Origin of the sequence: Endozoicomonas sp. ALB091 (genome assembly GCF_049310265.1) — a bacterium.
Lineage (GTDB): Bacteria > Pseudomonadota > Gammaproteobacteria > Pseudomonadales > Endozoicomonadaceae > Endozoicomonas.
In genome coordinates, this window is record NZ_JBLYNQ010000001.1 from 214,877 (window position 1) to 241,331 (window position 26,455).

Sequence of the window (26,455 nt, forward strand, 5' to 3'; positions counted from 1 at the left end):
AAATCCCGGATACCTTGATATGCAGTTTGCTAACACTATAAAAAGTACCCCATATTCTGAAAAATATATGAGGCCCCAAGGCTCGCCTTTTATTAAAAACAGGGCTTCTTTTAAGGGTCAACTATGACGTACATACAACAAAATTAACGTTACTTGATGCGTTTTTGGACGGGAACTATCAAAAGGTTAAAAAACATGCGAACGTTAACCTCTGCTCTGTTGATTACAACACTTCTGCTCACCGGCTGCTCAGACAATGAGGTAGGCAATGTCAGCCTGGGTTTGTTCACCACTAAAGATATCAAGATCGACACCTTTACCGACCCGGTGGTCAGCGGTGTCACCTGTCATATCTCTCACGTAAAAGGCAATCTTGACCTGTCTGACCCTTCCGATATGGGCATCTCCTGCCGACAGACAGGGCCGATTACTCTGGATATGGTCAACAACATCAATATGTCCAAAAGCGGCGAAGTGGTGTTTAAAACCTCGAAAAGCATCCTCTGGAAGCATCTTAAAATACGACGTATCTGGGATGAGAAAAACAAAACCCTGATCTATCTCAGCTACTCCACCAAAGAAACGGCCGGCAGTGCCAAACACTCCATGACCACCGTGCCCCTTTGGGGAAACCCCGTCTGGGATCAATTAAACCAACCTGATACAACTCAATAGCTGACCGCAGTTTTCCAGTCCACTCAGTTGATGTGATATTAATCTGAGTACCCTGAGCAATTCCCGGACGATCCAGCTATCCTTTGCCAGGCAGCACTGTCGCAAGAAGAGTGAAACAAGGAATCCGCTGCCAGATCATTGGCTACAGTACGGTTCTGGTGTAGTTTCACTTTTTACTTTTTCACCAGGGTGATGTTCACTCCACCCTCTGACTGCCCGAAACTTAAGACACCATGCGTATTCTTCACACTTCAGACTGGCACCTTGGCCAGCATTTTATGGGCAAAAGCCGGGAGGCAGAACACCAGGCCTTTCTGGACTGGCTGATCGAGCTGGTACAAGAGCAACGCATCGATGCCCTGATTATTGCCGGTGATATCTTTGATACCGGCACCCCGCCCAGCTATGCCAGGGGACTTTATAGCCGCTTTATTGTCAGCCTGCAGAATACCCACTGTCGGCAGCTTATCGTGATTGGTGGCAACCATGACTCGGTAGCCACACTGCATGAATCAAAAGAGTTGCTGGCCTGCCTGAATACCTTTGTGGTGGGTGGCGTCAGCCAAGACTCCCGGGAGCAGGTTCTGGTGTTGAACAACGCTCAGGGCAACCCCGGCGCGGTGATCTGTGCAATTCCGTTTGTCCGCCCACGGGATGTTCTGGAAAGTCAGGCGGGAGAGACCGGTGAGGATAAACAGCAGGCACTGCAACAGGCGATTGCTGCCCACTATCAGACCATTTATACAGAAGCTGAAAAGCTGGCAGGGGAACGTCTGCCCATTATTGCAACGGGTCATTTAACGACAGTTGGCGGACAACTAAGCGAATCCGTGCGTGAAATTTATATCGGAACCCTGTCGGCATTTCCGGTAGCCGCATTCCCCAAGGCTCACTACATTGCCCTCGGCCATCTTCATCGGCCACAGGTCGTGGCGAAGCAGGAACATATTCGCTATTCAGGTTCACCAATCCCGCTGAGTTTTGATGAAGCCGGATCCGATAAGCAAGTCATTATTGTGGACTTCAGGGAAAACGAGCTGAATAAAATTGAGTCCGTCATTGTTCCTGTTTTCAGGCCTCTGATCAGTCTCAAGGGCTCCCTGGACAGCATTGACCAGCAGCTGGCCACTCTTGCCAGTGAGCGGGCCAATGAAAATGAGCAACCGCAGGCTGAACTCAATCCATGGCTGGAGATTGAAATCACCACCGAAACCTACCTTCACGACCTGCAAAGCCGGGTCGAACAAATGGTGCTGGCAAGAGAGGAGCTGTCCTCATGTGAGCTGCTGAGGGTAAGAAGAAAACGGGAAAAAGCCGCCGCATCCCTAACCGTTGCTGACCAGGAGAGTCTGGCCGAGTTGAAGGTTGAGGATGTTTTTCAGCAACGGCTTAAGCAGGAAGAGCTGACCGATGAACAATTACAGCAGCTGACCGGCGCGTTTCAGGAAATACTCGAAGACGTGTTTGCAGCAGACAAACAGCATCCCATGCTGGCGCAGCATGGCCAGAAGGACAACGCCTGATGAAAATTCTCAGCCTGCGCCTGAAAAATATTAACTCCCTCAGGGGCGAGTGGAAAATAGACTTCCAGAGTGAACCGTTTACCAACACGGGTCTCTTTGCCATTACCGGCCCGACCGGTGCTGGCAAAACCACGCTGCTGGATGCCATCTGCCTTGCCCTGTACCACCAGACTCCCCGCCTGACCACAATCTCCGCCTCCGATAACGAGCTGATGACCCGGCATACCGCCGAGTCGCTCGCCGAAGTTGAGTTTGAAGTCAAAGGTCAAGCGTATCGGGCCTTCTGGTCACAACGCCGGGCCAGGGGCAAAGCAGACGGCAAGTTGCAGGCACCTCAGGTCGAGCTGGCCGACAGTGATGGTACGATTATTACCACCCGTATCAGCGATAAATTGAAAAAGGTCAGTGAGCTGACCGGGCTGGATTTCGGACGTTTTACCAAATCCATGATGCTGGCCCAGGGCGGTTTTGCCGCTTTTCTGGAGGCCAGTGCCAATGACCGGGCTGAGCTGCTGGAAGAACTGACCGGTACCGAGATCTACGGAGAAATCTCCCGCCGTGCCTTTGAGCGCATGCGCACCTCAGAGCAGCAACTCGACCTGTTAAAGGCCAGAGCGGGCGGTATTGCTCTACTGAACGACGATCGACTGACAGAACTGAGAGAAGAACAGAGTCAGCTTGCCGGGCAACAGGAGGAAACCGGCAATGAACGCCTCTCCCTGAACCAGCAGAAGCGTTGGCTGGAGGAGCTGGCCAGCAGAGAATGTGAACAGAAAAAAGCCCGGGAGTCATTGGATAATGCTCTTCAACACAAATCAGCACACAGCGAGCAGATAAACCGTCTGGAGCAGGCCCTGCCCGCCATGGAGCTACTGCCGGACTGGGATCGGTTAAGCGAACTGACACAAAAGCATCAACGGATACAAAAGGCACTGGCCGATCATCAGCAGGAAAAACAGGTCACCACCGAACAGGCGGAAAGCGTTCAGAAACAGTGTCAGATTCAGTTAAATGCCTGGGAAAGCTATCAGCAGGAACAGGAGCAAACCGAATCCCTGTTGGTAGAGCAGGTCATCCCTCTGGATGCTGATATACAGAGACTGACCAATGAACAACAGACCATCAAAGGCAAATTGCAGGCCGCTGAACATGAGCAGGGCACGCTGAACAACAGCATTGCCGATGACCAGCACTCCCGGGAACAACTCACTGGGCAACTTCAGGTAGCCAACCGTTATCTGGAACAGAATGCACACCAGCAAACGCTGGGTGAACAGTTGCCGGTATTACAAACCCTGTTTGAGCAGCGGGAAACCGCCAGCCAGGGTGAACAACAGTTTGCTCAAGCCATTCATCAGTTAGAGCAGGAACGCCAGAACCTGGGCGCACAACACCAGACACTGGAAGAGTATATTCAGTCGCTGGCCAAAACACGGGAACAACGCGCCAGCCAGAATAAAACACTGCTAGAGAACAAAACAGCCCTGTTAAATGGCCAGGAAGAAGAGCAGCTACTGACCGATCAACAGCAGTGGCACGATCAATACCCGATATGGCTGCATCTGAACAACCTCAGCCAGCAATTTGCCAACTGCACCGCTGACTTACAGAAAGAGCAAACCCTCCATGGCAACCTGCAGCAATCGGTAGCACAGTACACCGACAACATTGAAAAATGCAGGACAGAGTACCGGAATGTCAGGCAACACTGTCATGACCTGGAGCAGCTGTTAGCCCGGGAGCGGCAGATCACCAGCCTTAAGGGCTATCGCAACCAACTGCATGCCGGAGCAGCCTGCCCCCTTTGCGGTGCCACAGAACACCCGGCCATTGAACACTATCAACAGCTGAATATTTCCGATACCGAACAACGTTTAACCGCCAGACAGCGGGAACTGGAGCAGCTGCAACTTCAGGGCGAGAAGCTGAACAAAGAGGCTGCCCGTTTACAGGTACAACTGGAATCCTCAGAGCAGACCATTAGCAAGCTGCAAAATCAGATTGCCCAGGTCACATCAGACTGGTCCGCCACCAGCAATGCCCAGTCTCTTTCCCTATCGATCAATAACACAGAGGAATATCAGAGCCACTTCAAACAGTTTTCCGAGACCGGGGAGACCCAAAAAAAGCAGCTTGACCAACTGAGCCAGCTTAATCGCCACATTCAACTTGAACAGCAGCAGCTGGACCAGCTGAATAACGACATGACCCAACACACCCATCAACGGGAGGTTAACCAGCAACAGCAAAGGCAGATTGACCAGCAGCTGTCTGAAAAGCGTCAACAGCTTGAGCAAAGCCAACAGGCCAACCGGGCGCTGGAAGAGAAGATCAGGCAGAGAATCCAAACTGCGCTGCATCTGGAGATTCCAATCCTGTCAGAGCAATCAACCTGGCTGAGTCAGCAGGAAAAAAACTGGCAACAATGGCAGCACATCACCGCCGAACAACAAACGCTGAATGAGAAAATCCAGGCCATTACCCAGCAGCTGAATCACAAGCATCAAAACCGGCAAAAAGCCGATGAACTTATCCGTGACATTCAGCAAACGCTGGATCACACCAATGCTCGGAGACAACAGCAACAGCAGCAACGACAGGATCTGTTTGGCCAGAAAATCGTGGGTGAGGAGCGACAGCGACTCAAGTCACTGGTGGTCGAAGCAAAGGCACACCATCAACAAAGCCAGAGCCAGTTGAAAGCCATTGATGACAAGCTGGCTCAGCTGACTGGAATCGTTCGCCAGCAGACCATGGAACAGGAAACATTGGGCGAAGCACTGACAGCCGCCGGAACAACCTGGCAGACATTGTTAAACGACAGCCCATTCCGGGATAGCGAACATTTCCAGCAGGCACTGCTGGACAGAGAAGAACGGAAGACACTGACAGAACTGAAACAGACCATTGAACAACAGCTGCATGAGGCCAAAGGCAAGCTTGCCTCGGCGGAGGCCAACCTGAAAGCACATATTGAACAGCCAGCGACTAAACTAACTCTGGATGAAGTGACTGACAGACTGACCGAATTGGATAACCGCATTCGTTTAATCAATCAACGACAAGGTGAGATTACCCAGGCGCTGAAAGACGACGACGAAAAACGTCTTGGCCAGGCCAGCCTGTTCAGGGATATCGCAACGCAAGAGCATCAATATCAGGTTTGGGCGCAACTCAGTGGCCTGATCGGCTCCAGCAAAGGCGACAAGTTCCGTAAATTTGCCCAGGGCCTGACGCTGGATCATCTGATTCTTCTGGCCAACCGACAGCTGGAACAGCTCCATGCCCGCTATCTGCTCAACCGCAAAAGCAACGATGAACTCAGCCTTGAAGTACTGGACACCTGGCAGGGTGACTCCGCACGGGATATCAAAACCCTGTCCGGTGGAGAAAGCTTTCTGGTCAGCCTGGCGCTGGCACTGGGGTTATCTGACCTGGTCAGCCATAAAACCCGTATCGACTCGCTGTTTCTGGATGAAGGGTTTGGTACACTGGATCAGGAAACACTGGAAACCGCACTCAGCGCCTTGGATAGCCTGAATGCCAGTGGGAAGATGGTCGGTATCATCTCCCATATTGAGTCCCTGAAAGAACGGATTCCCACCCGGATAGAAGTGATAAAAGAAACCGGACTGGGCTACAGCAAACTGGGTAGACGCTTTGCCTGTATCTGATCACTTTTATTTTGAGGGTTTATGAATCAACTACTGACGGTTGGCGCGCTTGAGTCATTTCTCATCGCCATTTTTGTGCTATTTCTGGGGCATTTCATCAATGCCCGAATTCCTCTATTAAAGCAGTTCAATATTCCTGAGCCTATTGTTGGCGGACTGATCATTGCCGGTGTTATTGCCTGGCTGCACTTCAATGGTGTCGAGATTGACTTCCACCTGCCCCTGCAAAACACCTTTATGCTGATGTTCTTTGCCACGGTTGGTCTGGCCGCCAGCTATACCCAGCTGATTAAAGGTGGGGTCAAGGTGCTTGTTTTCCTTGCCGTGGCGTCTCTCTATATCGTGCTGCAAAATGGCCTGGGGATGTCACTGGCCACCCTGCTGGGGCTTGACCCGCTGATGGGATTAATTGCCGGGTCAATCACTCTTTCCGGAGGTCACGGTACCGGTGCGGCCTGGTCTCAAACCTTCCAGCAAGTATACGGCATGCACAATGTACTTGAGATTGCCATGGCTTCAGCCACCTTCGGCCTGATCATGGGCGGCATTATTGGCAGTCCGGTGGCGCAGCGACTGGTGGATAAATATGGCCTGAAATCCAGATACGGCAACACCAACAGAACCCATGAACAGTTTCCTGAGCTGGTGACCTACAACGAAAATGAGGAAGACAATGTCACCTCAAAAAAGATGATTGAATCACTGTTTATGATTCTGATCTGTGTGACCGGTGCCAAGTACCTTGAAATCTGGGTCAACAACTTCGAGATCAAATGGCTGATGATTCCCGATTTTGTCTATGCCCTGTTTATCGGCGTTATCATCACCAACACGCTGGAAGTCACCCGGGTGAAAAAGCTGGATATTGAAACCATCGATATTCTCGGCACGGTGTCACTGGCCCTGTTTCTGGCCATGGCCCTGATGAGCTTAAAACTCTGGAATATTCTCGATCTGGCCATCCCGATCCTGGTCATCTTGCTGGCACAGTCCGTTATGCTGGCAATATTTACTTATGTGGTGACCTTCCGGGTGATGGGCAAAGACTACGATGCGGCCGTTATTGCCAGCGGTCACTGCGGCTTTGGTCTTGGCGCAACACCCACAGCGGTCATGAACATGGGCTCCGTCGTTAACCGCTTTGGTCCTTCACCCCAGGGGTTTATGGTTGTGCCTATTGTCGGTGCCTTCTTTATTGATATTGTTAACCTGATTATTCTGCAGGCGGCATTGTCGATTTTTGGTTAATCAATCATCAACTCCTGGTACATCTCATTAATGAGTTTGATGTGTACAATCTCCGTTCACCCTTAGCGGAGTTTGGATGTCAATGAGAGAAGGAGCCCATCAGTTGTACTGAATAAGAGAGACGGGCTCTTTTGCACTCCTCTGAATAGCGGGCCATTGATCACTTGAATTTTATGTCAGGCACGCTTTCAGAATTATTAGTTTAAAAAGCGAATTTCTATTCTAATATCAAATCTAAAATACAGTTTTAATAAATTGTTAATAGCCCTCGAGGACTATAATGCAACCATCGGTATCAGCAGGTTCAAGTCTAACCATAACAGCTCAAAAAAGACCAGCAAATTCTACATGCAATCCTCTAAAGCCCAGTAAAACCGCTAAAATGACGACAGAAACTGAGGTTTTGCCAGTTAAAAATGAGAAGTTACGATTAAACAGCAATTTTATCGAATCACCAGAAAACAAGACGGGTGTATTTTCATTACATTTAGCCAGAAAATTTGATTTCGGGTTTTCATATTTTCCAAAGAGCAAAGGGTTTTATACAACAACTTATATAACCATCAACTCAATACCTATTAAAGATAGATTTGTTTTTACTTTTTATACTGATGAAAATTATCCTAACCTCTGGGACAAATCTGATAATGTAAAATTGCTTTGTGAAAAAGATATAAAGTGTCATTTGCCAAGATTACATAAAAAAGAAAAGCCTAAAGATGACCATTATCATGCTTTACTTTTAAAAGATGCTGACCCTGATTCTTTTTTAAAAACCACACTAAATGAAATAGGATTGGCGGATCATGATGAAAAGAATATTTTGCATTCAGCAGAATATTTTATCAAAAACCCCACTCAGGATTGTATTAATTTTACTGAAGGAGCATTATCCCAAAATGGTACATCTGAATCCCTGGAGGAGATGATGATTTAAGTAACCGCTGTTGTATTCCATAGTGAGCTAACATATCACCAGAAATTCAACGTAAATTCATCCTGATTCGTTACAAGCATGTTTTGCTATTATCAGTTGTCGAGAGTTCATGCAGTGCTTTCAAAGCATCTTCCGCCTTATCTGACTGAACAAATATATGGTCATGGAAGAAAGCTGCAATGTTACTGTTCAGCACCCCTCAAAATTTTCTGGAAATTCCTGAATTATCTGCCAGCCTGAGATGCAATGAATCTCAGGTTCATATCCAGCATGGGTTCTGAAACGTCGTCAACACCTTCAAGCGACCAACTCCTGGCAGAGGAAGTTGTACAACTACGCATGAAGGTTGCCTACCTTGAAGAACGGTGTCGTGAGCTTGAGGGGATGGTCAGTAAAAACAGTCAGAACAGCAGTAAACCTCCATCGTCCGATGGCTATCAGAAACCCAATAAAAGCGACAGTCCCCAAGATGATTCCACTAATGGAAAAAACTCCGATTCACAGCAGGAGTCTCCAACTCCCAAAAGCCTGAGGCAATCGTCTGATAATAAAGCCGGTGGTCAAAAGGGGCATAAAGGTAACTGCCTTAAGTCAGTTGATAATCCTGATTATGTTGTCTATCACACACTTCTGGAATGTCATGATTGCCATACTTCCCTTCTTGATGTTGAGCCACTCAAGCATATTGAGCGTCAGGTGTTTGAATGGGGAAAGCCCGGTTGCCCCGAGGTAACCGCTCACAGGGCAGAGGTGAAGGTTTGTTCCTGTGGTCACCATAATCAGGCAGCTTTTCCCAAGGGAGTGACCGCTGCCGTACAATATGGGCCGTCAACAAAGGCCATGGCCGTCTACCTGAACCAGTATCACTTTATTCCTTACAAGAGAGTGTCAGAATATTTTCATACCGTTCATAACATGAGCCTCAGTGCAGGCAGTGTTGCCAACTTCGTTGCAGCAACTTACGAAAACCTCGCCTCTACTGAACAGGTCATCAAGGATGCTCTAAAGGAGACGCCTGTTGCTGGCTCCGATGAAACGGGTATGAGGGTGGACGGTGACCTCTGGTGGCTACATATCCTGCGGGATGATCAGTGGACACTCTACCATCTTGCACAAAAGCGTGGCTGCGAAGGCATGGATGCCATGGGTATATTGCTCACGTTTACCGGCGTGCTGGTTCATGACCACTGGAAACCCTACTTTACCTATGCGGCAGTACACGTATTGTGCAACGCCCATCATCTGCGCGAGCTTCAGGGTGTGGTAGACAGGGATGCCAACCAGCTGGCTCTGCGCTTAATGAAACTGCTGCGGCTCAGCTGGCATTATTGTAAAGGGTTTAACACTATTGGAATGCTACAGATGCCGTCTGTTCTGCAAGAGCGCATAGAAGATATTTATGATCGTATACTCAAGCGCGCACTGGCGAAAGAAGCCGCTTATATGGAGAGGCAGCGGCAAGAGCTGGGACGAAAGAAGGTAAAGAGAACCAAGGCTTATAACCTGTTCAAGAGGCTCATTGATTACAAGGAAGAGACACTGCGTTTCATGACGGACTTCACAATCCCTTTCGATAACAACGGCAGCGAAAGGGATGCCAGGATGGCAAAGCTGAAGCAGAAAATCTCAGGCTGCTTCAGGAATGATTACGATGGTTCCATGTTTACACGGATCCGCAGCTACGTGTCGTCTGCGAAAAAGCAAGGAAAGAATATATTCCACTCCATTTATAGAGCTGTAGAGAATTACGGCAATCTTCCGCTTCTTGGGGCTGAATAGTTACGAAAAATCCTTTTATGGTTCGGTTTTGATATGAATAGTGCTAAGGGTCTTGAATGTGCAATATGTTATGACTCAATATGTTGTGACTCAAAAAAATACAAAAGCATCCAGCTGACATGCGGACATGTTTTTGGTAAATCATGCATGCGGAAATGGGTGGAAAGTTCCAACCAAAAAAAATGCCCTGCCTGTACCAATCAATTAACTGATAACAAGATAAAAGAGATAAAAAATATCCCATTGCAGGAGCGTGTGGTCATTTTTTTGCAAAAAACGAGTAAACTTATTGGCCGAACTATTGTGAAGTGCGTCCCCGCGCTTGCTGTCGGGGGTGCTGTCTTTGGGGCTGCTGCCGGGGCTGTTGGCGGGGCTGTTGACGGGGCTGTTTCCGGGGGGATCATGATTGCTGTCGCGACCGTCTTGATTACTGCCGGGGCTGTTGCCGGGGCTGTCGCAGCTGCTACCGGGGCTTCCAGAAATATCGGGACTGCTGCCGGCGCTGCTGCCGGCGCTGCTGTCGGCGCTACTGTCGCGGTTGGCGGGCTTGCTGTCGCCGCTTCTGCCGGGGGGTTCGGGGCTGCTTCCGGGGGTATCAGGGATGCATGTGTTGTCGGGGCTGCCGGGGGGTGCGGGGCTCTTGCCGGGGGGTTTGTTGGGGGGAATACGGCTAATATCCTATATTTACAACAGGAAATGAATCCAGTAGTTGTGTGAAAAAAAATCTTTCAGGCCCGCTAACGGGTTGAATTGAATAAATCATTATAATTATTTAAATGATTGTAATGATCTGCCTTTCACCACCCCTATCAGGAATACGCCGACTCGTAAAAAATGCCCAAAATTTGAATGACCGTCCATTGTCTTTCCTTCAAACCGACTACATGTTTCTCCTGATTATTGACCGTTAAGACATTTATTCCCTGGAAACAGAAAAAAACCCATCTCGCTGTTGGATTCTGGCAGGGCTTCTTTTTCTGGTTTGGAAATACCCGGCTCTGCTTTTTCAGCTCGTTGCGTATTCTGTGTTGGATAGCAGCATAGACCATCAGACACAGTGTCATCACCATTAACAGTGCTTCAATACGCTCAGCTTTCTTCAGATAGAGTGAAGAGACCAGAAAGTCCGGGCTTTTCAGGAACCGAAAGCCGCCCTCAACCTGTTGTTGTGACTTGTAGGTAGACAGCAGCTCCGTGGCATTCATGACATTCTGATCCAATTCATTGGTGCCCAGGATAAAGCAACCCAGTGAGGCCTGTGCATTCTCCCTTTTCTGACAAGGAACAAAGCATTCAGCCTGCACAAAGTATTCAAAGTGATCGGGCTTGCTATCTGGTGATGGCCGTCCCTTGCCCGAATAGCAAGGCTTACCGGTAACCTCAGGCTCCGTTGCACTCTGGCAGAGTTTCGATTGTTTCTGCCATAAGGCAAAAGCCTTCAATGCATCGTCCCGACACAGAAAGGCCTTTTTTCCCAGCTTTTCCAGATCACGGGCTTCTTTCAGTGACTGCTTCTGCATCTTTCGGGTCAGTGTTTTCTGTTCAACCAGCCTGCGCTTTTTGTTGAGAAACAAGGACCATCGTTGTTTAACATCTCCATAGCAGGAAGGCACTTCAGCAGAGTAATAATCTTCATAACCTTCAACCGGCTCCAATGACATGGCTGGCGCTTTGCCGACCAACTCCTTTGCACCCTTGATATTCAGGGGTACCCGGGAGATAAACAGCTGCTTTTGCTCGTCAAGCAACTGAAGGGTTTCAGCAACGTACATGGCAGCGTCAGCGACCAGATAGCGGCTATTCAAAGCCGCCTTAAAGCACGACAGATGGTTTTTGATAATTTCCTGAAAACAGGTTTTGTCGTTTACATTACCGCTGGCAGGTGCCATAAACACTGGAATACCTGCCTCATTTTCGGTCATTAACTGCAAGACCACCTGATTCAGGTCAGGTCGATGGTCACGGCTGTAACCGCGACAGATATGGATACAATTCAAGTCATCAGGATTTTCATGACTGTTATAGATTCCATCCACATGAAAGCTGGTGCCATCCAGATTCAATGCCTTGCAGGGCAGCTTCAGATGGTTGACAACCTTAACGGCAAGGTTCAGGTACAAGTCACTGACGCCAGCGTCGTACAGGCTATCAAGGGCCCGACCAAGTACCTTGTCGTTCAAGTGTTCGGGCTGTATGCCTTCCCCGATGAGGCGATCAATCGGCTTGTCCTCAAAAAACTCGGGGAACATATACAGAGTTTGCCCTGTAAACCCCAACCCATTGATGATCATTGCGACCATCGCTTGTCCTATAGTGACATTACGCACATCGGAGTCATTAGTTATACGCGCATTGATGTATTCGGCTATCCTTAGCTCCCGACACATAGCGGCAACCAAGCCAAGGTGGTTCAGGTTCTTAAACTGGTATTGAACTGGCAACATGTCGATGTTCCTGAATATCTGATCAATCCTTTGACAACAGATTTCAGGAAAATATCAATCGGGGTGGTGAAAGGCAGATTCAATGTAATCGTGGCCCCACGCAAGAACGGCCATGCTATTTGCTCAGGATGTCAGCAACCAGCTCCGGGCTATGACCGTCTTGCTGAACGACGTTTCGAGTTTGTCCCTCTCTGGGGAATCAGGGTTTTTCTGCTCTACAAAATGCGTAGGGTTGAATGCAAGACATGTGGCGTAAAGGTTGAACAGGTTCCATGGGCTGAAGGCAAGAAGGAACATATTCTGGATCGCTTTCATATCGTTGCCATGCTGAATAAGGCCATTGATGAAGTCAGGGCCACGGAACACAAACAGCTTCAGGCAGATGGTTATGAACCGGTGCTGAAAAAGACACGTTGGTGTCGGCTCAAGCGAAAAGAGAACCTGACCGAGAAAGAAGAGATCAAGCTGAACACAGTGCTTCAGTACAACCTGAAAAGTGTCAGAGCCTATCTTCTCAGAGAAGAGTTCCAAGTGTTCTGGGACTACATCTCACCACACTGGGCAGGAAAATACCTGGACCGGTGGTGTACAAGGGTGATGCGATCAAAGATAGAACCAATGAAGACAGTTGCTAAAAGTGTTCGACGACACAAGCCACTTATCCTGAACTGGTTCAAGGCGAAAAAGGCGTATTCCAGCGGTATCGTTGAGGGTCTGAACACCAGGATAAAACTCACTACGAGAAAATCATACGGTTTCAGAACCTACAGATGTGCGGAAATCGCGTTATATCATACGCTTGGCAAGTTACCGGAACCGGAAATGACCCACAGATTTTACTGACGAGGCAGTTTTCTTGACCCCAGTTTACTTTGCAGTTTTCTTTGCGGAACTTCTGGAAGTGGATCCCCCGGGAACCAAAACCAAATATTATTATCCAATGTTCTATTGAAAAATCTTTTTATGGTTCGGTTTTGATATGAATAGTGCTAAGGGTCTTGAATGTGTAATATGTTATGACTCAATATGTTGTGACTCAACAAAATACAAAAGCATCAAGCTAACATGCGGACATGCTTTTGGTAAATCATGCATGCGGAAATGGTTGGAAAGTTCCAACCAAAAAAAATGCCCTGCCTGTACAAATCAATTAACTGATAACAAGATAAAAGAGATAAAAAATATCCCATTGCAGGAGCGTGTGGTCATTTTTTTGCAAAAAACGAGTAAACTTACTGGCCGAGCTATTGTGGAGTGCGTTCCCGCGTTTGCTGTCGGGGGTGCTGTCTTTGGGGCTGCTTTATGGGCTAATGTCGGGGCTGTTGACGGGGCTGTTTCCGGGGGGATCCTGATTGCTGTCGCGACCGTCTTGATTACTGCCGGGGCTGTTGCCGGGGCTGTCGCAGCTGCTACCGGGGCTTCCAGAAATATCGGGACTGCTGCCGGCGCTGCTGTCGGCGCTGCTGCCGGCGCTACTGTCGCGGTTGCCGGGCTTGCTGTCGCAGCTTCTGCCGGGGTTTTCGGGGGTATCAGGGATGCATGTGTTGTCGGGGCTGCCGGGGGGTGCGGGGCTCTTGCCGGGGGGTTTGTTGGGGGGATTACGGCTGATATCCTATATTCCCAACAGGAAATGAATCCAGTAGTTGTGTGAAAAAAATCTTTCAGGCCCGCTAACGGGTTGAATTGAATAAATCATTATAATTATTTAAATGATTGTAATGATTTAAACCGTTGCAGGCCGTCCCTTCCGCACCGGCTCCAGCCCATCACTCAACGCCTTAAGCTGCTTGTCCGATTGCTTCTCCAGGGCCTTCAGGGCCATCCTCACCACTTCCGTTTTGCTGCTTGGGTAACAGCTAATAACTGTTCAACCAACAAACCAACAGGCGCAGCCGTCTGTTTGTTTTTCTTGGTACGCCCGGCATGGGCATGAACTGATGGGGTGAAAGTCCCCTGTGGGAGAACCTACATCTGACTGGCGGTAAAGACGCCTGCTGATGGCAACCACTAGCTTAAGGCAAGTGCAGTCCCGCGAGGGGCTGTGCGGAGGCAGTCTGAGTGCAAAGGTGCGAGCCGACGTAGACTCGGCGTCCCCCAGAAATCGCATATAAGGCTGAGTCTCTGGGCGAGTGAGCCAAGGATCACAAAGCCCTCTGGTTCGTGAGACACGGTAAATGCGGCGGTTGTGTACTGAAAGTTCATGTTCCCTCTTGTTTATAAAGAGTGGGGAGATCTGTCCAACATGCGATTGGTAAGTTCCCAGTTCTCAGCCACTGGTTACAACAGGCTCGGCGAACAGTGACTCATCATCCTGTTCGAGCAAACCCGATGGCAACCAATAGCGCCAGCAGAGGTAACTCCGCGTGGTGATTGGACAGAAGACCGAAAATTGCTCCTGCATTTTCAGCATACAGGCCATCCATGGCCTTATCAGCAGAGGCCATAGTAGATGTACGACAATGTCATTAATGGACGGGAAGTCGTCAGCGAAGGGCCGAACATCGATGACAAAGAGGAGACTGATTCCCTCAGGGCGATGCAGCCGTCCGGCGACTCACCGTACCTGGCGACAGAAACTTTAACCAGCTTTGAACCATGATCTACTAAATTGCGTACTTGAACCGGCTAATCTGGCAAGCGCATGCGACTATGCAGGAGGTAGTGCGAAGCAGGAGCCAGAGCCGGGAAACAGGTCAGAAGCAACAAGGGTGCTCCGGGTATCGATGGAGTCACCATTGAAGCTTATCCAGACTTTGCCAAACAGCATTGGCCTTCAGTGCGTCAAGCCTTATTGGACGGAACCTACCAGCCATCACCCGTGCGTCGGCATGTTATAGAAAAGCCTGACGGCGGTGAGCGTTTGCTGGGAATCCCTACCGTGATGGATAGGGTCATACAGCAGGCCATTGTGCAGGTACTGACCCCTGTCTTTGATCCGGGTTTCTCTCCAAACAGCTTCGGCTACCGACCGGGACGGTCAGCACACGACGGAGTCCGTCAGGTTAAGCAGTTGATCAACGGGGGGCTACATTACGCCGTTGACGTTGATCTGAGTAAATTCTTTGGCTGGTTTTTGCTCCTGCAAAACCAGACTTCCCACCTTCCATGGCGGTCATACGGTTAATCACGACGTTTGATGTCGAGGGTCTCCCGTAAGATCCACGACAAACGCCTTCTGAAACTGATTGGTCGCTACCTGCGCTCCGGTGTCATGATTGAGGGCAATGTCTACCCGACCAGGGTTGGCATGCCACAGGGTGGGCCTTTATCACCCTTGCTGTCTAATGTGGTCCTCGACGAACTCGACAAGGAGCTTGAATATCGGGGTCATTGCTTTGCAAGGCTCTTTTGTAAGAGAGTGTGATGACTTCGTTATTCTCGTCAAAAGTCAGCGTGCAGGGGATCGGGTGATGCACAGCATTGCCCAATTCATCGAACGCAGACTGAAACTGAAGATTAACTCCCGGAAAAGCTCTTTATGATGAGAAGGTTGTGAAAGCAACAGAAAGCGAATTCCTGAGTTTCACCTTCACAGGGAAGAAAGTTCGCTGGGCCCAGAAGTGTCTGGACCGATTCAGATACAGGATACTCAAGTTGACCAGTCGTCGCTGGGGTGTCTCACTGCAACATCGGTTACACAAACTGGCGCAATATATCCGGGGTTGGATGGGGTATTTCCGGTTATCGGAATATTACCGACCAATACCCCTGCTGGATCAATGGATACGTCGGCGAATCCGTTGCTGCTTTCTGAAGCAATGGTGCAAGCCGAAAACCCGTTTTAAAAATCTGGTCAGGTTAGGCGTTGATAAAGTGAACGCTGCCAAGATCGCAGCCAGCAGCAAAGGGTATTACCGTCTGAGTAAAACCTATGCGGTACAGCAGGCACTGAATAACAGTTACCTCGCGAAAGTTGGGCTTGTTTCATTGAAAGACTTATGGGTCAGGTTTCACCATCATCGTTGAACCGCCCGGTGCGGACCCGCATGCCGGGTGCTGTGGGGAGGGTTGGAGAAAGACCAACCCTTACCCGATTTATGCGCGGCTTTGATAGTAAAGCAATTAATCTTTTCTAGTACTTAGATACAGATTTAAAGATTTTTTAAGCTAGAACTATTTAATAAGAAAATCGAATTCAATTTTTTGGATTTATAGCATAGAGAATCTCTCCCTATGCTCATGAAAAATTTAAAATGAATAATCAGATGAAGGTGGTTTTTTGGGAGCCGGTGGCTCAGGCTTAAACATGGAATCTATGTATGCTATTGCTTCAGCTTCTGTATTAAATTCTTTTAAAAAAGTACCATCTGCCGCAAAAACGGAATATGTGACAGTAAGTTCGTAATTATCTCCTGTCTTGTCAATTCTTTGCGCTTTAACGCCGTTTTTGCTGTATATATCGATACTTCGTACCATGATTATTACTTCCAAGTAACAGGTAAAAAATAGATTTTTATATCTGTGTTTTACAGACTGAGGATAATGAAATCAACCCGAATCTACTATTTATTATCTATAGATTACAGAAACCATAATAGTTCGATCATTTACTGAGAAGGTATGGTTGAGTATAAGCGCATAACGCCTGCATAACAGTAATTCCCGCAATAACTAAAATCCCTTTGCTCCCAAGGGCTGGAAGCTTGCGGGACAATTTCAGCTACGCAGTCTAGAATAGAGGATATTTTTGGAAAAATACTCACACATTGTCATATGCCTTCCTCTCATAATCATTCGGTTACCTCTGACCTCATTGATATTGTTTTTGAAAAAGTTCAAGAGATTCCTGACCCTCGCTCACAAAAAGGGCGTTCATCAAATATTTCCATTGCCGATTTTTTTATGTATAGCCTTGGTGTTTTTCATAATAAAAATGCATCATTACTGACCTGCGATGACAAACGAGACCAGCCAACAATTAAAGAAAATGCCAAGAGTTTGTATCACGTTGAACACATACCTTGTGATACCTACCTGAGATCAACTATTGACCTCGTTCAGACAAAACATATTCGTCCACTGTTTCTCGCCTGTCTTGCTTATTGTCAGCGGCGTGGGAAATTGAAACAGTTCCAGTATTTTAAAGAGGGCTACCTGGCTCCCATTGATGGAACACAAACCTTTACGTCAAAGTCCATCAGCTGTAAAAACTGTTGCACAAAAAACGCTGACAACCCAAAAAAAACAACCATTTACTATCATCAGTTATCAGCAATCTGTCTTGTAAAGCCAGGATTGAAAACGGTTATTCCATTAATGCCTGAACCGATTACCCAACAAAAAGATGCTTCCAAAAATGACTGCGAAGTGCGTGCCCTTGAACGCATCCTGGAAGACCTTGCCAGGGAACACTATCACCTTAAACTGGTGCTGGGTTTAGATGGTCTCTATTCCAAGGGACCAACCCTTAAACTCATCCGGTCTTATGGTCACCATTTTATCGCTGTTGCCAAGGACACGGATCATAAGGCATTGCTGGAAAGCATTGATGATCTGGACCGGAAAGGCCAAGTTCGGCGATTCACTTATACGGACAAACGGGGGCATCGGCACTCGTTTCGCTACGTAAATGGTGCTCCACTAAATAAGTCACACCCTGACTTTATAGTCAATTACGTGGACTATGTGGAAACGGATCCGGATGGGAAAGTAAAATACTTCAATAGCTGGGTAACCAATCTGCCAATTCACAACCATATGTGTTGCATGAAAATCATGCGAGGAGGACGCGCAAGGTGGTTAATTGAAAATGAAACGTTTAATACACTGAAGAATTTGGGTTACAGTCTGGAACACAACTTTGGTCATGGTGAAGATAATCTGTCAAGCAATCTTGCCTGTCTGATGTTTCTTGCCTTTCTGATTGATCAAATTGTCGAACTTTCCTGCCCCTTGTTTAATGAAGCGCTGACGGCTAACAAACGGAAAAAGACGCTTTGGGAGAAACAGAGAAATTTCTTTGAGATTTTCGTGGTTAGTTCTTGGGCGTTATTCATGAAGGGGCTGATATTGCAGGGAGCACCTGAACCAAAAGCAAAAGCAAAAGCAAAAGCCAAGCAAGTTAAACAGTGGCTCCCGACGAATACACGTCAGAAGGCCGAACCTGAAAACCGGTGTATTCATAATTTCTGAAAACGCAAAGAGACTACAGCTCGTGCTGCTATGGAAAATAACTATCACTACCCTGAAAAGTTCTGGCTATCTTGCCAAATCATGACGTGTCAAAAGCTATCTTTTGTGCTTTAGCACCATGGGCAATCGCTTTAAACAAACTGTCCCAGCTATCAATCATCAACGTGAGAAAGAAACTGGTGATCTTCCTCCATAATCGCTTGCGTGTAGGCTTCTTTGGCTTATTTAAAGCCTGTTGAAATTTTGGACAAGCCAGTTCCTGTATCTGATCAACCAGGAATGCCAGAAAAGTAAGGTAGGCGAAATTAGTAGCCAGATGTTTTTCGCCATGACCGTAATTGTGCTCAAGTTGATAGCCTTGATTTTTCAGGGTATTAAACGTTTCATTTTCAATGCGCCATCTACAACGACCTCCTCGCATTACGGATTCAACGGTATCATCGGTTAATTCAATATCGGTTATCCAGCACCAGACATGCTGAATTCTTTTTTTGTCGATTTCAATGTAATCCAGAACATTAACCCGCTCAGTTTCATCCTGAAGATTGAGTGGTACGTTATTGGCGTAGCGAAATTTATCAGTCGTGTTATTTTCCTCATCAACGATTTTGTGATGATGAACCTGACCCTCATCATAAAGGGTGTTCATGGCCTCAATAAGCGACACATGGTTACCATCCTTGGCCACGATGATAAAGTTCCACCCATACTCCCTGATCATGGCAATGGTAGGGTTGTCCGCATATAGACCATCTAGCAGAATCACCAGTTTCAGACGTGGATGGTCGTGTTTTGTCTGGGCCAGAAAACGTCTTATTGCCGCTTTTTCACAATCATTCTTTGTGGAACCATCTTGTCGACAAATCGCTTCGGGCGCTAATGGAATGACGGTTTTTCTGGATGGGTGGACAATACAGCCCCCCATAATGTTGTGGTAAAAGGATTCATTTTTTTTGCCCTCATTTTTAATGCAGCAGTCATCACAGCGGCAGGTTCCCGAATAAAAGAGACCAGTGCCATCAATAGGAAGCAGATAACAATTTTTCAACTTGGCGAAGTTGAATGCATAAGCCTGCAGAGCGCCATTGCGCTGAACGACAGAAAACAGTTCTTTAAACGGTGTCTTCAACCCAATGGGGTTAACCGGATCAATAACCTCTCTCATTCGAGTATCGGAAGGAACTTTGCCGTCTTTTACATGATAGAGTTTTTCAAGATTATGACAGCAAATATCATCCAGCCGCTCTTCATCAAATCCTAATAGCGAATCGAACTTCTGGTGCATCATAGCAAAGGCAGATTTCAGGAAGTTAGGAAAGGGAATAACGCATTTATTTGGACGATGATCTGGGATGTTTTCGAAGCATTCTGACACCGTTTTTATCAAGTAAGAGGCGCTGAAATGCCTGATATTTTTCTTAATAGCGGTACCCATGATTGACCCGACGACAACGATTGATTATTAGGCAATTTTAGTTGAAGAATTGTGCGGACATGATTTTTTTACCTTGCCTGCAGCCCTTATGGCTGTAGTGCTTCAGAGTTCATCGGGAATTGCTGCAAGTTAAACCTGGTGAACAGCCAAAACGAAAAATGATCAGCATCCGGAGTTTATTTCCTGATACGGCATAGTTACCAATAAAAAACCATTTTCTTCAGTGTATTTAAATTAACCTATTGATCAGTTTTTTTTCTGATGGTTCTGGTTGTGTCTAAAAAATCAATAAAACAATTAAGGGAAAATCGTAGCTTCTCAAAAAGTGCTGGGAACCGATAAAAATATACAAAACAATAGTACTGTATCGGTGATTACCAAGGGCTTTAGATACTTGGTAGTTTGGTTACCCAGCAGTTTTTGAGAAGCTACGGAAAATCTTCATTTTTCTATTTTTTGCGGGAATTGCTGGCCTGGTTACGGTTATGATTCTCCGAAATGTCGTGACTATATTCAATGAACCGAGAAACCTATGTACGGGACAAAAAATCTGGAGGCCAGAGCTGGCAAGAGTTTAGATGGGATGAGCTGACTTCCCATGTAAGGTAATCTATGCGGTCTCTAACCTCCGAACAGATTATCGTAGTAGAAGTACATGGAAGAAGTCAGCTCATTAGCCAAGGAGCTTAAAGCTCATCTGCCCTGGCATCAAGCCCGGATTATATTTCTTGCACAATTCATTCTCGGCTTGATACGTGGGCGCTCATGCAATCTTTATCGTGTGGCAGAAGAGTTCCAAGGTCAGTCTCAGGCAGAATCAAGCTATCGCCGCATAAAGCGCTTTTTTGCCGGTTACACCTACTGTTATGAGCAGCTGGGTAAACTGATACTTCACTGGCTGAATCTCGACAGATACACACTCTGCATGGAGCGAACCCTGAAATTGATTCCAGCGGATAAGATAGATGAGCTACTTGCTGATCGTGAATTCATTGGCCGTGACTGGTTCAAATGGCTGGACAATCAGGGCATCGTCTGTCGACTGCGAATCAAGGAAAGCACTACTGTACTGGGTAACTGTGGCAAGAATATCAAAGCCGCACAATTATTTTGGAACATAAAGCTTGACCAGACAGTGACCTGGCACAGCAAACGCAAAGTCTCAGGTATTTATCTGTATATTGCTGCAAGGCGCACAATCAAGGGGCTTTTAATTGTCGTGGCAACCCAGAAACCAGACACCATGATTGAGGACTACTTTAAGCGTTGGTCGATAGAAACGCTGTTTGGTTGCCTGAAAAGTCGAGGCTTTGATCTTAAGTCTACCCACATGACGGATCTAGACCGCATGGAAAAGCTAATGGGCATGCTTGCATTGACATTTGCCTGGTGTTTGATTGCTGGTCACTGGCATTATGGTGAAGCGAAAGAACTCCCTCTGAATAAGCATATGCGGCCAGCCAAAGCTCTGTTCAGACTGGGAATAGACATGCTCCGCAGGGTTTTGAAAAACGAAGGTTCAAAAAATGATCAGATTGGATTTCAGACCCTGCTTCAGGTTTTGTCCCGTACATAGGTCTCAGATAAAACCGGGTAGTATAGGCTCTGCTTTGTCAACAGCCCCCTGTCCAGCGGTAACTTTGTCCAATTGCTTCTCAAGACCATCCCAAAATCTTATTCGTGCTGAAATAGCCTCTTTCGCCTTGGCAACGGCCGATGCTTCGGCAGTTTTGTCCCCATTTATAGACTGTTTCAGCAGGTTCTCTGCTGCCGGGCCATGCTCATTCCCATCAAGGTCAATATGTCTCTCAAGGTAGTAGGTCATGGCAGGAACGGACGCCGGGGGGATTTCCCAATGATTCAACAGGGAAGAAAACATCTGCGGAATGGCATCTTCACGGCCGAAAAGAAAATAACTGGCCACTTCCGGTAACGAACCATACTGGGCGATCTTCAGCGTATCCGAAACAAATGCCTGAATGTATTCCGGTACCTCAGCAACCACCAGGGCCTGCTGCCAGGGAACCCCTGTCTTGATGCTATAAATTACCTGTTCGATTTTGCTGGTATCCGCGGATACTTCATTCATGGCAGCGAGATACATTTCCAGATGACTCATGGGCGTGCCATGAAGATCCTTATCCGTCTCTTCATAGAGAATAATTTCATTAATGAAGCGGGCAGACGGGGCATCCGTAACTGGCACCCAGGGTAGCTGCATGGAAGTAAACTCAAGCTGCAATCTTTTCGCCAGCGACATAAAATCCCATACAGCAAATACATGAGCTTCCATAAAGGCCGACAACGTCTCCACACTGTTAATTTTCTGGTAGATGGAGTGATTGAAAAGTTGTTCTTGAAGAGGGCGTAAGTCTTCTGTAAACATGATAGTCTCCCGCTATAAGCAATTTGCTCTGGTAGGCCGACAAGACTACATAGATATTGGACACATGGCAGCCTGTGCTCATTTTTTTATCGGCAAAACATGTGTCGGCTGGAAGGCCCTGACTATATTTCCAAAACACAGAACTCCAAGGGCGCAGATGAAATTTATACAATCGATAACAGGCGCTGATAAATGTGCAGAGCTGCTGGATCAGCACGTACCACGCTGGAAAGACTTTATTCAACTGGCTCGCCTTGATCGCCCCATTGGCATTTATCTACTGCTATGGCCAACACTCTGGGCGCTCTGGCTCGCGGCCGAAGGCATACCCTCTGTTGGTAATCTGGTGGTTTTCATTCTTGGGGTGGTGCTGACCCGCAGCGCTGGCTGTGTTGTTAATGACTATGCTGACCGACATTTTGATGGTCATGTAAAACGAACCCGGCAACGTCCGTTGGTGACCGGAAAGATAACCCCGAAAGAAGCCCTGATATACGCCGCCAGCCTGTTTTTCGTGGCCTTTCTCCTGGTGTTGACCACCAATGCCCTGACCATCTATCTCTCCTTTGCCGCCCTGCTACTCGCCTCAGCCTACCCTTTTGCCAAACGACACACGTATCTGCCGCAAGTGGTATTGGGTGCCGCATTTGGCTGGTCCATCCCCATGGCATTTGCCGCCGAGGCCGACACACTGACCACTCAGACATGGCTGTTGTTTATCGCCAATCTGTTATGGACTGTCGCCTACGATACCCAGTATGCCATGGTGGACCGAGATGATGATCTGCAGATCGGCATTAAGTCCACCGCCATTTTATTTGGCGAAATGGATAATCTGATTATTGCCTGTTTTCAGACGTTTACCCTGATAGCCCTGCTGATGCTGGGTTTACAGCTGGAATTAGCCTGGCCATTCTATGTCAGCCTTGTTGCCGCCGCCGCAGGTTTTACCCACCAGCAATGGTTAACCCGCAACCGTGAAAGGGATCCTTGTTTCAAAGCCTTTCTTTCTAATCATTGGGTTGGTGCCGCCATATTTCTCGGTCTGGTCTGTTCTCTGTGATGACTGACTGAAACACCTGAATTTGAAGGTTGAGCCGAAAGCGCTCAACCTTCACCTCCCCTTTATCACTTCAACGACGGGAAAACAGTAACTCATGGGTTGGACAACCCGCAAAAAGTCCATCAAATTTTCCTCAACGTCATTTTTCTGTAACATTCCCTCGCTGTAATACCTGTCATAAAGATAAACGGTTACCAAAGCAATCTTCTCTCATTCAACCCCGGGGTATTCTCATGTCTGGCAAAACAATTCTAATTGTGGATGATGAAGCACCCATCAGGGAAATGGTCGCTATGGCGCTGGAAATGGCTGGTTATCAGTGCCTGGAAGCAGCTGATGCAAAGCAGGCGCACTCACTGGTGGTGGATAACCGACCCGATTTGATCCTTCTGGACTGGATGCTACCGGATATCTCGGGTATCGAACTGGCCAGACGACTTAAGCGTGACCAGCTGACAGCAGAAATTCCGATCATTATGTTGACCGCCAAAGGGGAAGAAGACCATAAAATCCAGGGGCTGGAAACCGGTGCGGATGATTACATCACCAAGCCTTTCTCCCCCCGCGAGCTCGCTGCCCGACTTAAGGCCGTACTGCGCAGAACTCATGGAATGGACGAACAGTCGGCTATCGTCGTCAAAGGACTGGAACTGGACCCTGTCAGCCACCGGGTCAGTATTGATGGCAACCCGGCCGAAATGGGGCCAACGGAATACCGGCTGCTGCAGTTCTTCCTGACTCATCAGGAGCGAGCCTATTCCCGTGGGCAGTTGCTTGACCAGGTCTGGGGTGGCAATGTGTATGTTGAAGAGAGAACGGTGGATGTCCATATTCGCCGCCTGAGAAAAGCGCTGGGCAGTGGCTATGAGAATTACATTCAAACCGTCAGAGGTACTGGCTACCGTTTTTCCACTAAAGCGTAGAATGCTGGAATTCAATGAAAATGGCTTCAGTGACGTTTTCCTCATCACCACCTGATGACATAAGAATGATGGTCAGGATCAATCACCATAAGCTCAACAAACTGCGGAACTGCCTGTGACCACCTCTGCCCGATCCTGGTTTACTGGTCGAATAGTGTCAATGCTTGCCATCGGGCTGCTGGTCGGCTGGCTGGCGGACCGGATTTTTCTGGGGCTTTTTCTTGCCACATTATTCTACCTTCTCTGGAGCCACCAGCAACTGCACCGATTGCTGATATGGCTTGATAAGGCTGCCCACAAAGAGCTGGATCCCCCGGAAAGCACAGGCGTATGGGGTGAGATCTTTGACGGTATTTATAGAATTCAGCGCAAACACAACCGCTCAAAACAGCGACTTGCCAGCGTGATAGAACGCATACAGGATTCAACGGCAGCATTAAACGACGGAATCGTCATGGCCGACCAGAATGGTTCCCTTGAGTGGTGGAACCGTGCCGCCGGAGAGTTACTGGGCCTGCAAATGCCCGATGACCAGGGACAGCTCCTGACAAACCTGGTCAGAAATCCAAAATTTGCCCGCTATATGAACAATAGCCACGGCAAAGAGCCCATTAAGATCGATTCACCGGTGCATGAGAGCCGACAGCTTCAAATAGCCATTACCGTTTATGGGCAGGGCAATCGACTTCTATTGGTCAGGGATGTCAGCCGGTTGCATCAGCTTGAAATCATGAGAACCGATTTTGTTGCCAATGTTTCCCATGAATTGAGAACACCTCTAACCGTGATTTCCGGTTACCTGGAGACCATGAGTGACGGTATAGCAATGAATCCGGATACACCGCCCATCTTTAATCGTGCCCTTGGTCAAATGCAGGAGCAGGCAACCAGAATGCAGCGACTGATTGAGGATCTTTTGTTACTTTCACGGCTTGAAGCGACGGAACCGGAAAGAATAAGTCAGTCAGTGACGCTTAAGTCTCTGCTTGCCGGTATCGTTAACGACGCCAAAGCATTGAGCGGTGAAAATCAGCACCAGTTACAACTTGAATGCGACGATGATGCCTTATTAACGGGTGATGCCGTGGAGCTGCGCAGTGCCTTTTCTAACCTGGTTTATAACGCTATCCGCTATACCCCGTCTGGAGGAAAGGTGCAGGTGAAGTGGTGGCAGGATCAGGAAGGTGGACACCTGATGGTTCAGGACAATGGTGTTGGCATTGACCCCGTTCATATTCCAAGACTGACTGAGCGTTTTTATCGGGTGGATAAGAGCCGCAGTCATGCCACAGGGGGGACCGGTCTTGGACTGGCGATTGTAAAACATGTGTTATTAAGGCATGAAGGTCGTATCAGTATCAGTAGTCATCCGGGAAAAGGCAGTCGTTTTATATGTCACTTTCCCCTGTCGAGAATCAAGCATGCCAACGTCGTCAACGTATAGCAGGCCGGTTGAACACGATCTTTCCGGTAAATGATGATATTAACGCCGTATTTGCCAAAATAGAAAATAAAAAAGGGTCTGCAAGACCCTTTTTTATTCAGAGCGAATAAAACTTACTCTTCGATCTGTTCCAGAGCGCAGTCCAGACGCTTCTTGCCAGTACGCTCCAGGTACGCCTGGAAATCACGTGGCAGACGGCCAGTAGTGGCACCTTCCCACTTAATGCGCTCACCCGCTTCGTTCTCGTATTCAAAAGTGTACTTTTGAATGTTTCTGCGACGCTTCTGTACTGTCTCTTCCGGTTCCAGATTACCCACACCCAGATCATTCATGGAAACACCACGGTCGGCCATAATCTGCTTGATGGCTTCAATGCTTTCCTGCTTCTTCTTACGCTTCTCTTCGTCTTTGGCACGCGCTTCCTGCTTCTCAGTCAGCACATCGTTCAGACGGGAAATGATGCGCTCCAGATCTTCCGCGTGTACATCTTTAAACAGTGAGCGAATACGGGTTTTGCTGCTGAGGCGATGCAGAACTTCTTCAAAAATATTCATTTACTCTACGACTCCTTGGTCTTGATAGAACTTCCTACTTAGGAATAAAGATGTTCAATTCGATGAACTTTATACAGCAAGATTTTTTTAGATGGAAGTACCATTATATAAATTTTAAAAATAATGTGAATCACTGATAGTAAAAACTGTCAGTTTATTAATCCAAAATCAGGCAGGTTGTTTTTTTGATCAAAAGGAATAAGTTGTATAACTCCGATATGGATCATGTTGAATGGGA

The 26,455-nt window shown here is 47.6% G+C and carries 23 protein-coding genes and 1 pseudogene; 18 read left to right on the forward strand and 6 right to left on the reverse strand.

What is annotated here, in order from left to right:
* Positions 1 to 195 precede the first annotated feature (195 nt).
* From ACO6UX_RS00860 to ACO6UX_RS00890, 7 genes are all read left to right on the forward strand, one after another.
* Positions 196 to 675 carry a CreA family protein gene (locus ACO6UX_RS00860; protein ID WP_422443991.1) on the forward strand — a complete coding sequence of 160 codons (480 nt, stop codon included), beginning with the start codon at positions 196 to 198 and terminating at the stop codon, positions 673 to 675.
* 233 nt (positions 676 to 908) lie between these two features.
* Positions 909 to 2,198 (forward strand): exonuclease subunit SbcD, encoded by a 1,290-nt coding sequence (sbcD, locus tag ACO6UX_RS00865; RefSeq protein ID WP_422443993.1) that lies wholly within the window; start codon positions 909 to 911, stop codon positions 2,196 to 2,198.
* Positions 2,198 to 5,872: an AAA family ATPase gene (locus ACO6UX_RS00870; protein ID WP_422443995.1), complete on the forward strand. Its 3,675-nt coding sequence runs from the start codon at positions 2,198 to 2,200 to the stop codon at positions 5,870 to 5,872. The genes sbcD and ACO6UX_RS00870 overlap by 1 nt, the downstream gene beginning before the upstream one ends.
* A 21-nt stretch (positions 5,873 to 5,893) precedes the next feature.
* Positions 5,894 to 7,120: a sodium/glutamate symporter gene (gltS, locus tag ACO6UX_RS00875; RefSeq protein WP_422443997.1), complete on the forward strand. Its 1,227-nt coding sequence runs from the start codon at positions 5,894 to 5,896 to the stop codon at positions 7,118 to 7,120.
* 280 nt (positions 7,121 to 7,400) lie between these two features.
* Positions 7,401 to 8,057, forward strand: a complete 657-nt coding sequence (locus ACO6UX_RS00880; RefSeq protein WP_422443999.1) for a hypothetical protein — start codon at positions 7,401 to 7,403, stop codon at positions 8,055 to 8,057.
* A 270-nt stretch (positions 8,058 to 8,327) separates the two neighbouring features.
* A complete protein-coding gene (gene tnpC / locus ACO6UX_RS00885; RefSeq protein WP_422444001.1) occupies positions 8,328 to 9,836 on the forward strand; it encodes an IS66 family transposase in 1,509 nt (502 codons plus the stop codon).
* Positions 9,837 to 9,869: 33 nt separating this feature from the next.
* Positions 9,870 to 10,553 (forward strand): RING finger domain-containing protein, encoded by a 684-nt coding sequence (locus tag ACO6UX_RS00890; RefSeq protein WP_422444003.1) that lies wholly within the window; start codon positions 9,870 to 9,872, stop codon positions 10,551 to 10,553.
* 92 nt (positions 10,554 to 10,645) lie between these two features.
* Here the strand turns inward: ACO6UX_RS00890 and ACO6UX_RS00895 are convergent, their stop codons facing one another.
* On the reverse strand, positions 10,646 to 12,280 hold the full coding sequence (locus tag ACO6UX_RS00895) for an IS1634 family transposase (RefSeq protein ID WP_422444005.1): 1,635 nt from the start codon (positions 12,278 to 12,280) through the stop codon (positions 10,646 to 10,648).
* A gap of 90 nt (positions 12,281 to 12,370) precedes the next feature.
* Here ACO6UX_RS00895 and ACO6UX_RS00900 point away from each other — a divergent pair, with 90 nt between their 5' ends.
* The 3 genes and pseudogenes from ACO6UX_RS00900 to ACO6UX_RS00910 all read left to right on the forward strand — a co-directional run bounded on the left by ACO6UX_RS00900 (position 12,371) and on the right by ACO6UX_RS00910 (position 13,931).
* Positions 12,371 to 13,123 (forward strand): transposase, encoded by a 753-nt coding sequence (locus ACO6UX_RS00900; RefSeq protein ID WP_422444007.1) that lies wholly within the window; start codon positions 12,371 to 12,373, stop codon positions 13,121 to 13,123.
* A 136-nt stretch (positions 13,124 to 13,259) separates the two neighbouring features.
* Positions 13,260 to 13,409 (forward strand): annotated as a pseudogene (locus ACO6UX_RS00905) (RING finger domain-containing protein); the annotation flags it as partial.
* A 120-nt stretch (positions 13,410 to 13,529) separates the two neighbouring features.
* Positions 13,530 to 13,931, forward strand: coding sequence for a hypothetical protein (locus ACO6UX_RS00910; protein WP_422444750.1), 402 nt, complete (start codon positions 13,530 to 13,532; stop codon positions 13,929 to 13,931).
* Between the two features lie 615 nt (positions 13,932 to 14,546).
* Here ACO6UX_RS00910 and ACO6UX_RS00915 read toward each other — a convergent pair.
* Positions 14,547 to 14,690 carry a hypothetical protein gene (locus tag ACO6UX_RS00915; protein ID WP_422444009.1) on the reverse strand — a complete coding sequence of 48 codons (144 nt, stop codon included), beginning with the start codon at positions 14,688 to 14,690 and terminating at the stop codon, positions 14,547 to 14,549.
* 366 nt (positions 14,691 to 15,056) lie between these two features.
* Here ACO6UX_RS00915 and ACO6UX_RS00920 point away from each other — a divergent pair, with 366 nt between their 5' ends.
* From ACO6UX_RS00920 to ACO6UX_RS00930, 3 genes are all read left to right on the forward strand, one after another.
* On the forward strand, positions 15,057 to 15,404 hold the full coding sequence (locus ACO6UX_RS00920; RefSeq protein WP_422444011.1) for a reverse transcriptase domain-containing protein: 348 nt from the start codon (positions 15,057 to 15,059) through the stop codon (positions 15,402 to 15,404).
* Between the two features lie 12 nt (positions 15,405 to 15,416).
* Positions 15,417 to 15,644, forward strand: coding sequence for a hypothetical protein (locus ACO6UX_RS00925; RefSeq protein ID WP_422444013.1), 228 nt, complete (start codon positions 15,417 to 15,419; stop codon positions 15,642 to 15,644).
* Positions 15,645 to 15,772: 128 nt separating this feature from the next.
* Entirely contained in the window at positions 15,773 to 16,246 is a 474-nt protein-coding gene (locus tag ACO6UX_RS00930) for a group II intron maturase-specific domain-containing protein (RefSeq protein ID WP_422444015.1), read from the forward strand.
* 222 nt (positions 16,247 to 16,468) lie between these two features.
* Here the strand turns inward: ACO6UX_RS00930 and ACO6UX_RS00935 are convergent, their stop codons facing one another.
* On the reverse strand, positions 16,469 to 16,696 hold the full coding sequence (locus tag ACO6UX_RS00935; RefSeq protein ID WP_422444017.1) for a hypothetical protein: 228 nt from the start codon (positions 16,694 to 16,696) through the stop codon (positions 16,469 to 16,471).
* Between the two features lie 297 nt (positions 16,697 to 16,993).
* Between ACO6UX_RS00935 and ACO6UX_RS00940 the strand changes: the two genes are divergently transcribed.
* Positions 16,994 to 18,412 carry a hypothetical protein gene (locus ACO6UX_RS00940; protein WP_422444019.1) on the forward strand — a complete coding sequence of 473 codons (1,419 nt, stop codon included), beginning with the start codon at positions 16,994 to 16,996 and terminating at the stop codon, positions 18,410 to 18,412.
* Positions 18,413 to 18,491: 79 nt separating this feature from the next.
* On the opposite strand, the gene ACO6UX_RS00945 is transcribed toward ACO6UX_RS00940, so the two are convergent.
* Positions 18,492 to 19,700 (reverse strand): transposase, encoded by a 1,209-nt coding sequence (locus ACO6UX_RS00945; protein WP_422444021.1) that lies wholly within the window; start codon positions 19,698 to 19,700, stop codon positions 18,492 to 18,494.
* Between the two features lie 802 nt (positions 19,701 to 20,502).
* Here ACO6UX_RS00945 and ACO6UX_RS00950 point away from each other — a divergent pair.
* Positions 20,503 to 21,423 (forward strand): transposase, encoded by a 921-nt coding sequence (locus tag ACO6UX_RS00950; RefSeq protein ID WP_422444023.1) that lies wholly within the window; start codon positions 20,503 to 20,505, stop codon positions 21,421 to 21,423.
* 3 nt (positions 21,424 to 21,426) lie between these two features.
* Here ACO6UX_RS00950 and ACO6UX_RS00955 read toward each other — a convergent pair whose 3' ends face one another.
* Positions 21,427 to 22,233, reverse strand: a complete 807-nt coding sequence (locus tag ACO6UX_RS00955) for a DUF3050 domain-containing protein (RefSeq protein ID WP_422444025.1) — start codon at positions 22,231 to 22,233, stop codon at positions 21,427 to 21,429.
* A gap of 157 nt (positions 22,234 to 22,390) precedes the next feature.
* Between ACO6UX_RS00955 and ubiA the strand changes: the two genes are divergently transcribed.
* The 3 genes from ubiA to phoR all read left to right on the forward strand — a co-directional run bounded on the left by ubiA (position 22,391) and on the right by phoR (position 25,663).
* Positions 22,391 to 23,296 carry a 4-hydroxybenzoate octaprenyltransferase gene (gene ubiA, locus ACO6UX_RS00960; RefSeq protein WP_422444027.1) on the forward strand — a complete coding sequence of 302 codons (906 nt, stop codon included), beginning with the start codon at positions 22,391 to 22,393 and terminating at the stop codon, positions 23,294 to 23,296.
* 233 nt (positions 23,297 to 23,529) lie between these two features.
* On the forward strand, positions 23,530 to 24,219 hold the full coding sequence (gene phoB / locus ACO6UX_RS00965) for a phosphate regulon transcriptional regulator PhoB (protein ID WP_101748266.1): 690 nt from the start codon (positions 23,530 to 23,532) through the stop codon (positions 24,217 to 24,219).
* Between the two features lie 115 nt (positions 24,220 to 24,334).
* Entirely contained in the window at positions 24,335 to 25,663 is a 1,329-nt protein-coding gene (gene phoR, locus ACO6UX_RS00970; protein WP_422444029.1) for a phosphate regulon sensor histidine kinase PhoR, read from the forward strand.
* Positions 25,664 to 25,776: 113 nt separating this feature from the next.
* Here the strand turns inward: phoR and ACO6UX_RS00975 are convergent, their stop codons facing one another.
* A complete protein-coding gene (locus ACO6UX_RS00975) occupies positions 25,777 to 26,217 on the reverse strand; it encodes an H-NS family nucleoid-associated regulatory protein (protein WP_209277133.1) in 441 nt (146 codons plus the stop codon).
* Between the last annotated feature and the right edge of the window lie 238 nt (positions 26,218 to 26,455).

Bases quoted from the DNA above. Each gene is read 5' to 3' on its own strand.
- ACO6UX_RS00860 (WP_422443991.1), top strand. From the start codon at position 196: ATGCGAACGTTAACCTCTGCTCTGTTGATTACAACACTTCTGCTCACC.
- sbcD (WP_422443993.1), top strand. From the start codon at position 909: ATGCGTATTCTTCACACTTCAGACTGGCACCTTGGCCAGCATTTTATG.
- ACO6UX_RS00870 (WP_422443995.1), top strand. From the start codon at position 2,198: ATGAAAATTCTCAGCCTGCGCCTGAAAAATATTAACTCCCTCAGGGGC.
- gltS (WP_422443997.1), top strand. From the start codon at position 5,894: ATGAATCAACTACTGACGGTTGGCGCGCTTGAGTCATTTCTCATCGCC.
- ACO6UX_RS00880 (WP_422443999.1), top strand. From the start codon at position 7,401: ATGCAACCATCGGTATCAGCAGGTTCAAGTCTAACCATAACAGCTCAA.
- tnpC (WP_422444001.1), top strand. From the start codon at position 8,328: ATGGGTTCTGAAACGTCGTCAACACCTTCAAGCGACCAACTCCTGGCA.
- ACO6UX_RS00890 (WP_422444003.1), top strand. From the start codon at position 9,870: ATGAATAGTGCTAAGGGTCTTGAATGTGCAATATGTTATGACTCAATA.
- ACO6UX_RS00895 (WP_422444005.1), bottom strand. From the start codon at position 12,280: ATGTTGCCAGTTCAATACCAGTTTAAGAACCTGAACCACCTTGGCTTG.
- ACO6UX_RS00915 (WP_422444009.1), bottom strand. From the start codon at position 14,690: ATGCTGAAAATGCAGGAGCAATTTTCGGTCTTCTGTCCAATCACCACG.
- ACO6UX_RS00925 (WP_422444013.1), top strand. From the start codon at position 15,417: ATGTCGAGGGTCTCCCGTAAGATCCACGACAAACGCCTTCTGAAACTG.
- ACO6UX_RS00935 (WP_422444017.1), bottom strand. From the start codon at position 16,696: ATGGTACGAAGTATCGATATATACAGCAAAAACGGCGTTAAAGCGCAA.
- ACO6UX_RS00940 (WP_422444019.1), top strand. From the start codon at position 16,994: ATGCCTTCCTCTCATAATCATTCGGTTACCTCTGACCTCATTGATATT.
- ACO6UX_RS00945 (WP_422444021.1), bottom strand. From the start codon at position 19,700: ATGATGCACCAGAAGTTCGATTCGCTATTAGGATTTGATGAAGAGCGG.
- ACO6UX_RS00950 (WP_422444023.1), top strand. From the start codon at position 20,503: ATGGAAGAAGTCAGCTCATTAGCCAAGGAGCTTAAAGCTCATCTGCCC.
- ACO6UX_RS00955 (WP_422444025.1), bottom strand. From the start codon at position 22,233: ATGTTTACAGAAGACTTACGCCCTCTTCAAGAACAACTTTTCAATCAC.
- ubiA (WP_422444027.1), top strand. From the start codon at position 22,391: ATGAAATTTATACAATCGATAACAGGCGCTGATAAATGTGCAGAGCTG.
- phoB (WP_101748266.1), top strand. From the start codon at position 23,530: ATGTCTGGCAAAACAATTCTAATTGTGGATGATGAAGCACCCATCAGG.
- ACO6UX_RS00975 (WP_209277133.1), bottom strand. From the start codon at position 26,217: ATGAATATTTTTGAAGAAGTTCTGCATCGCCTCAGCAGCAAAACCCGT.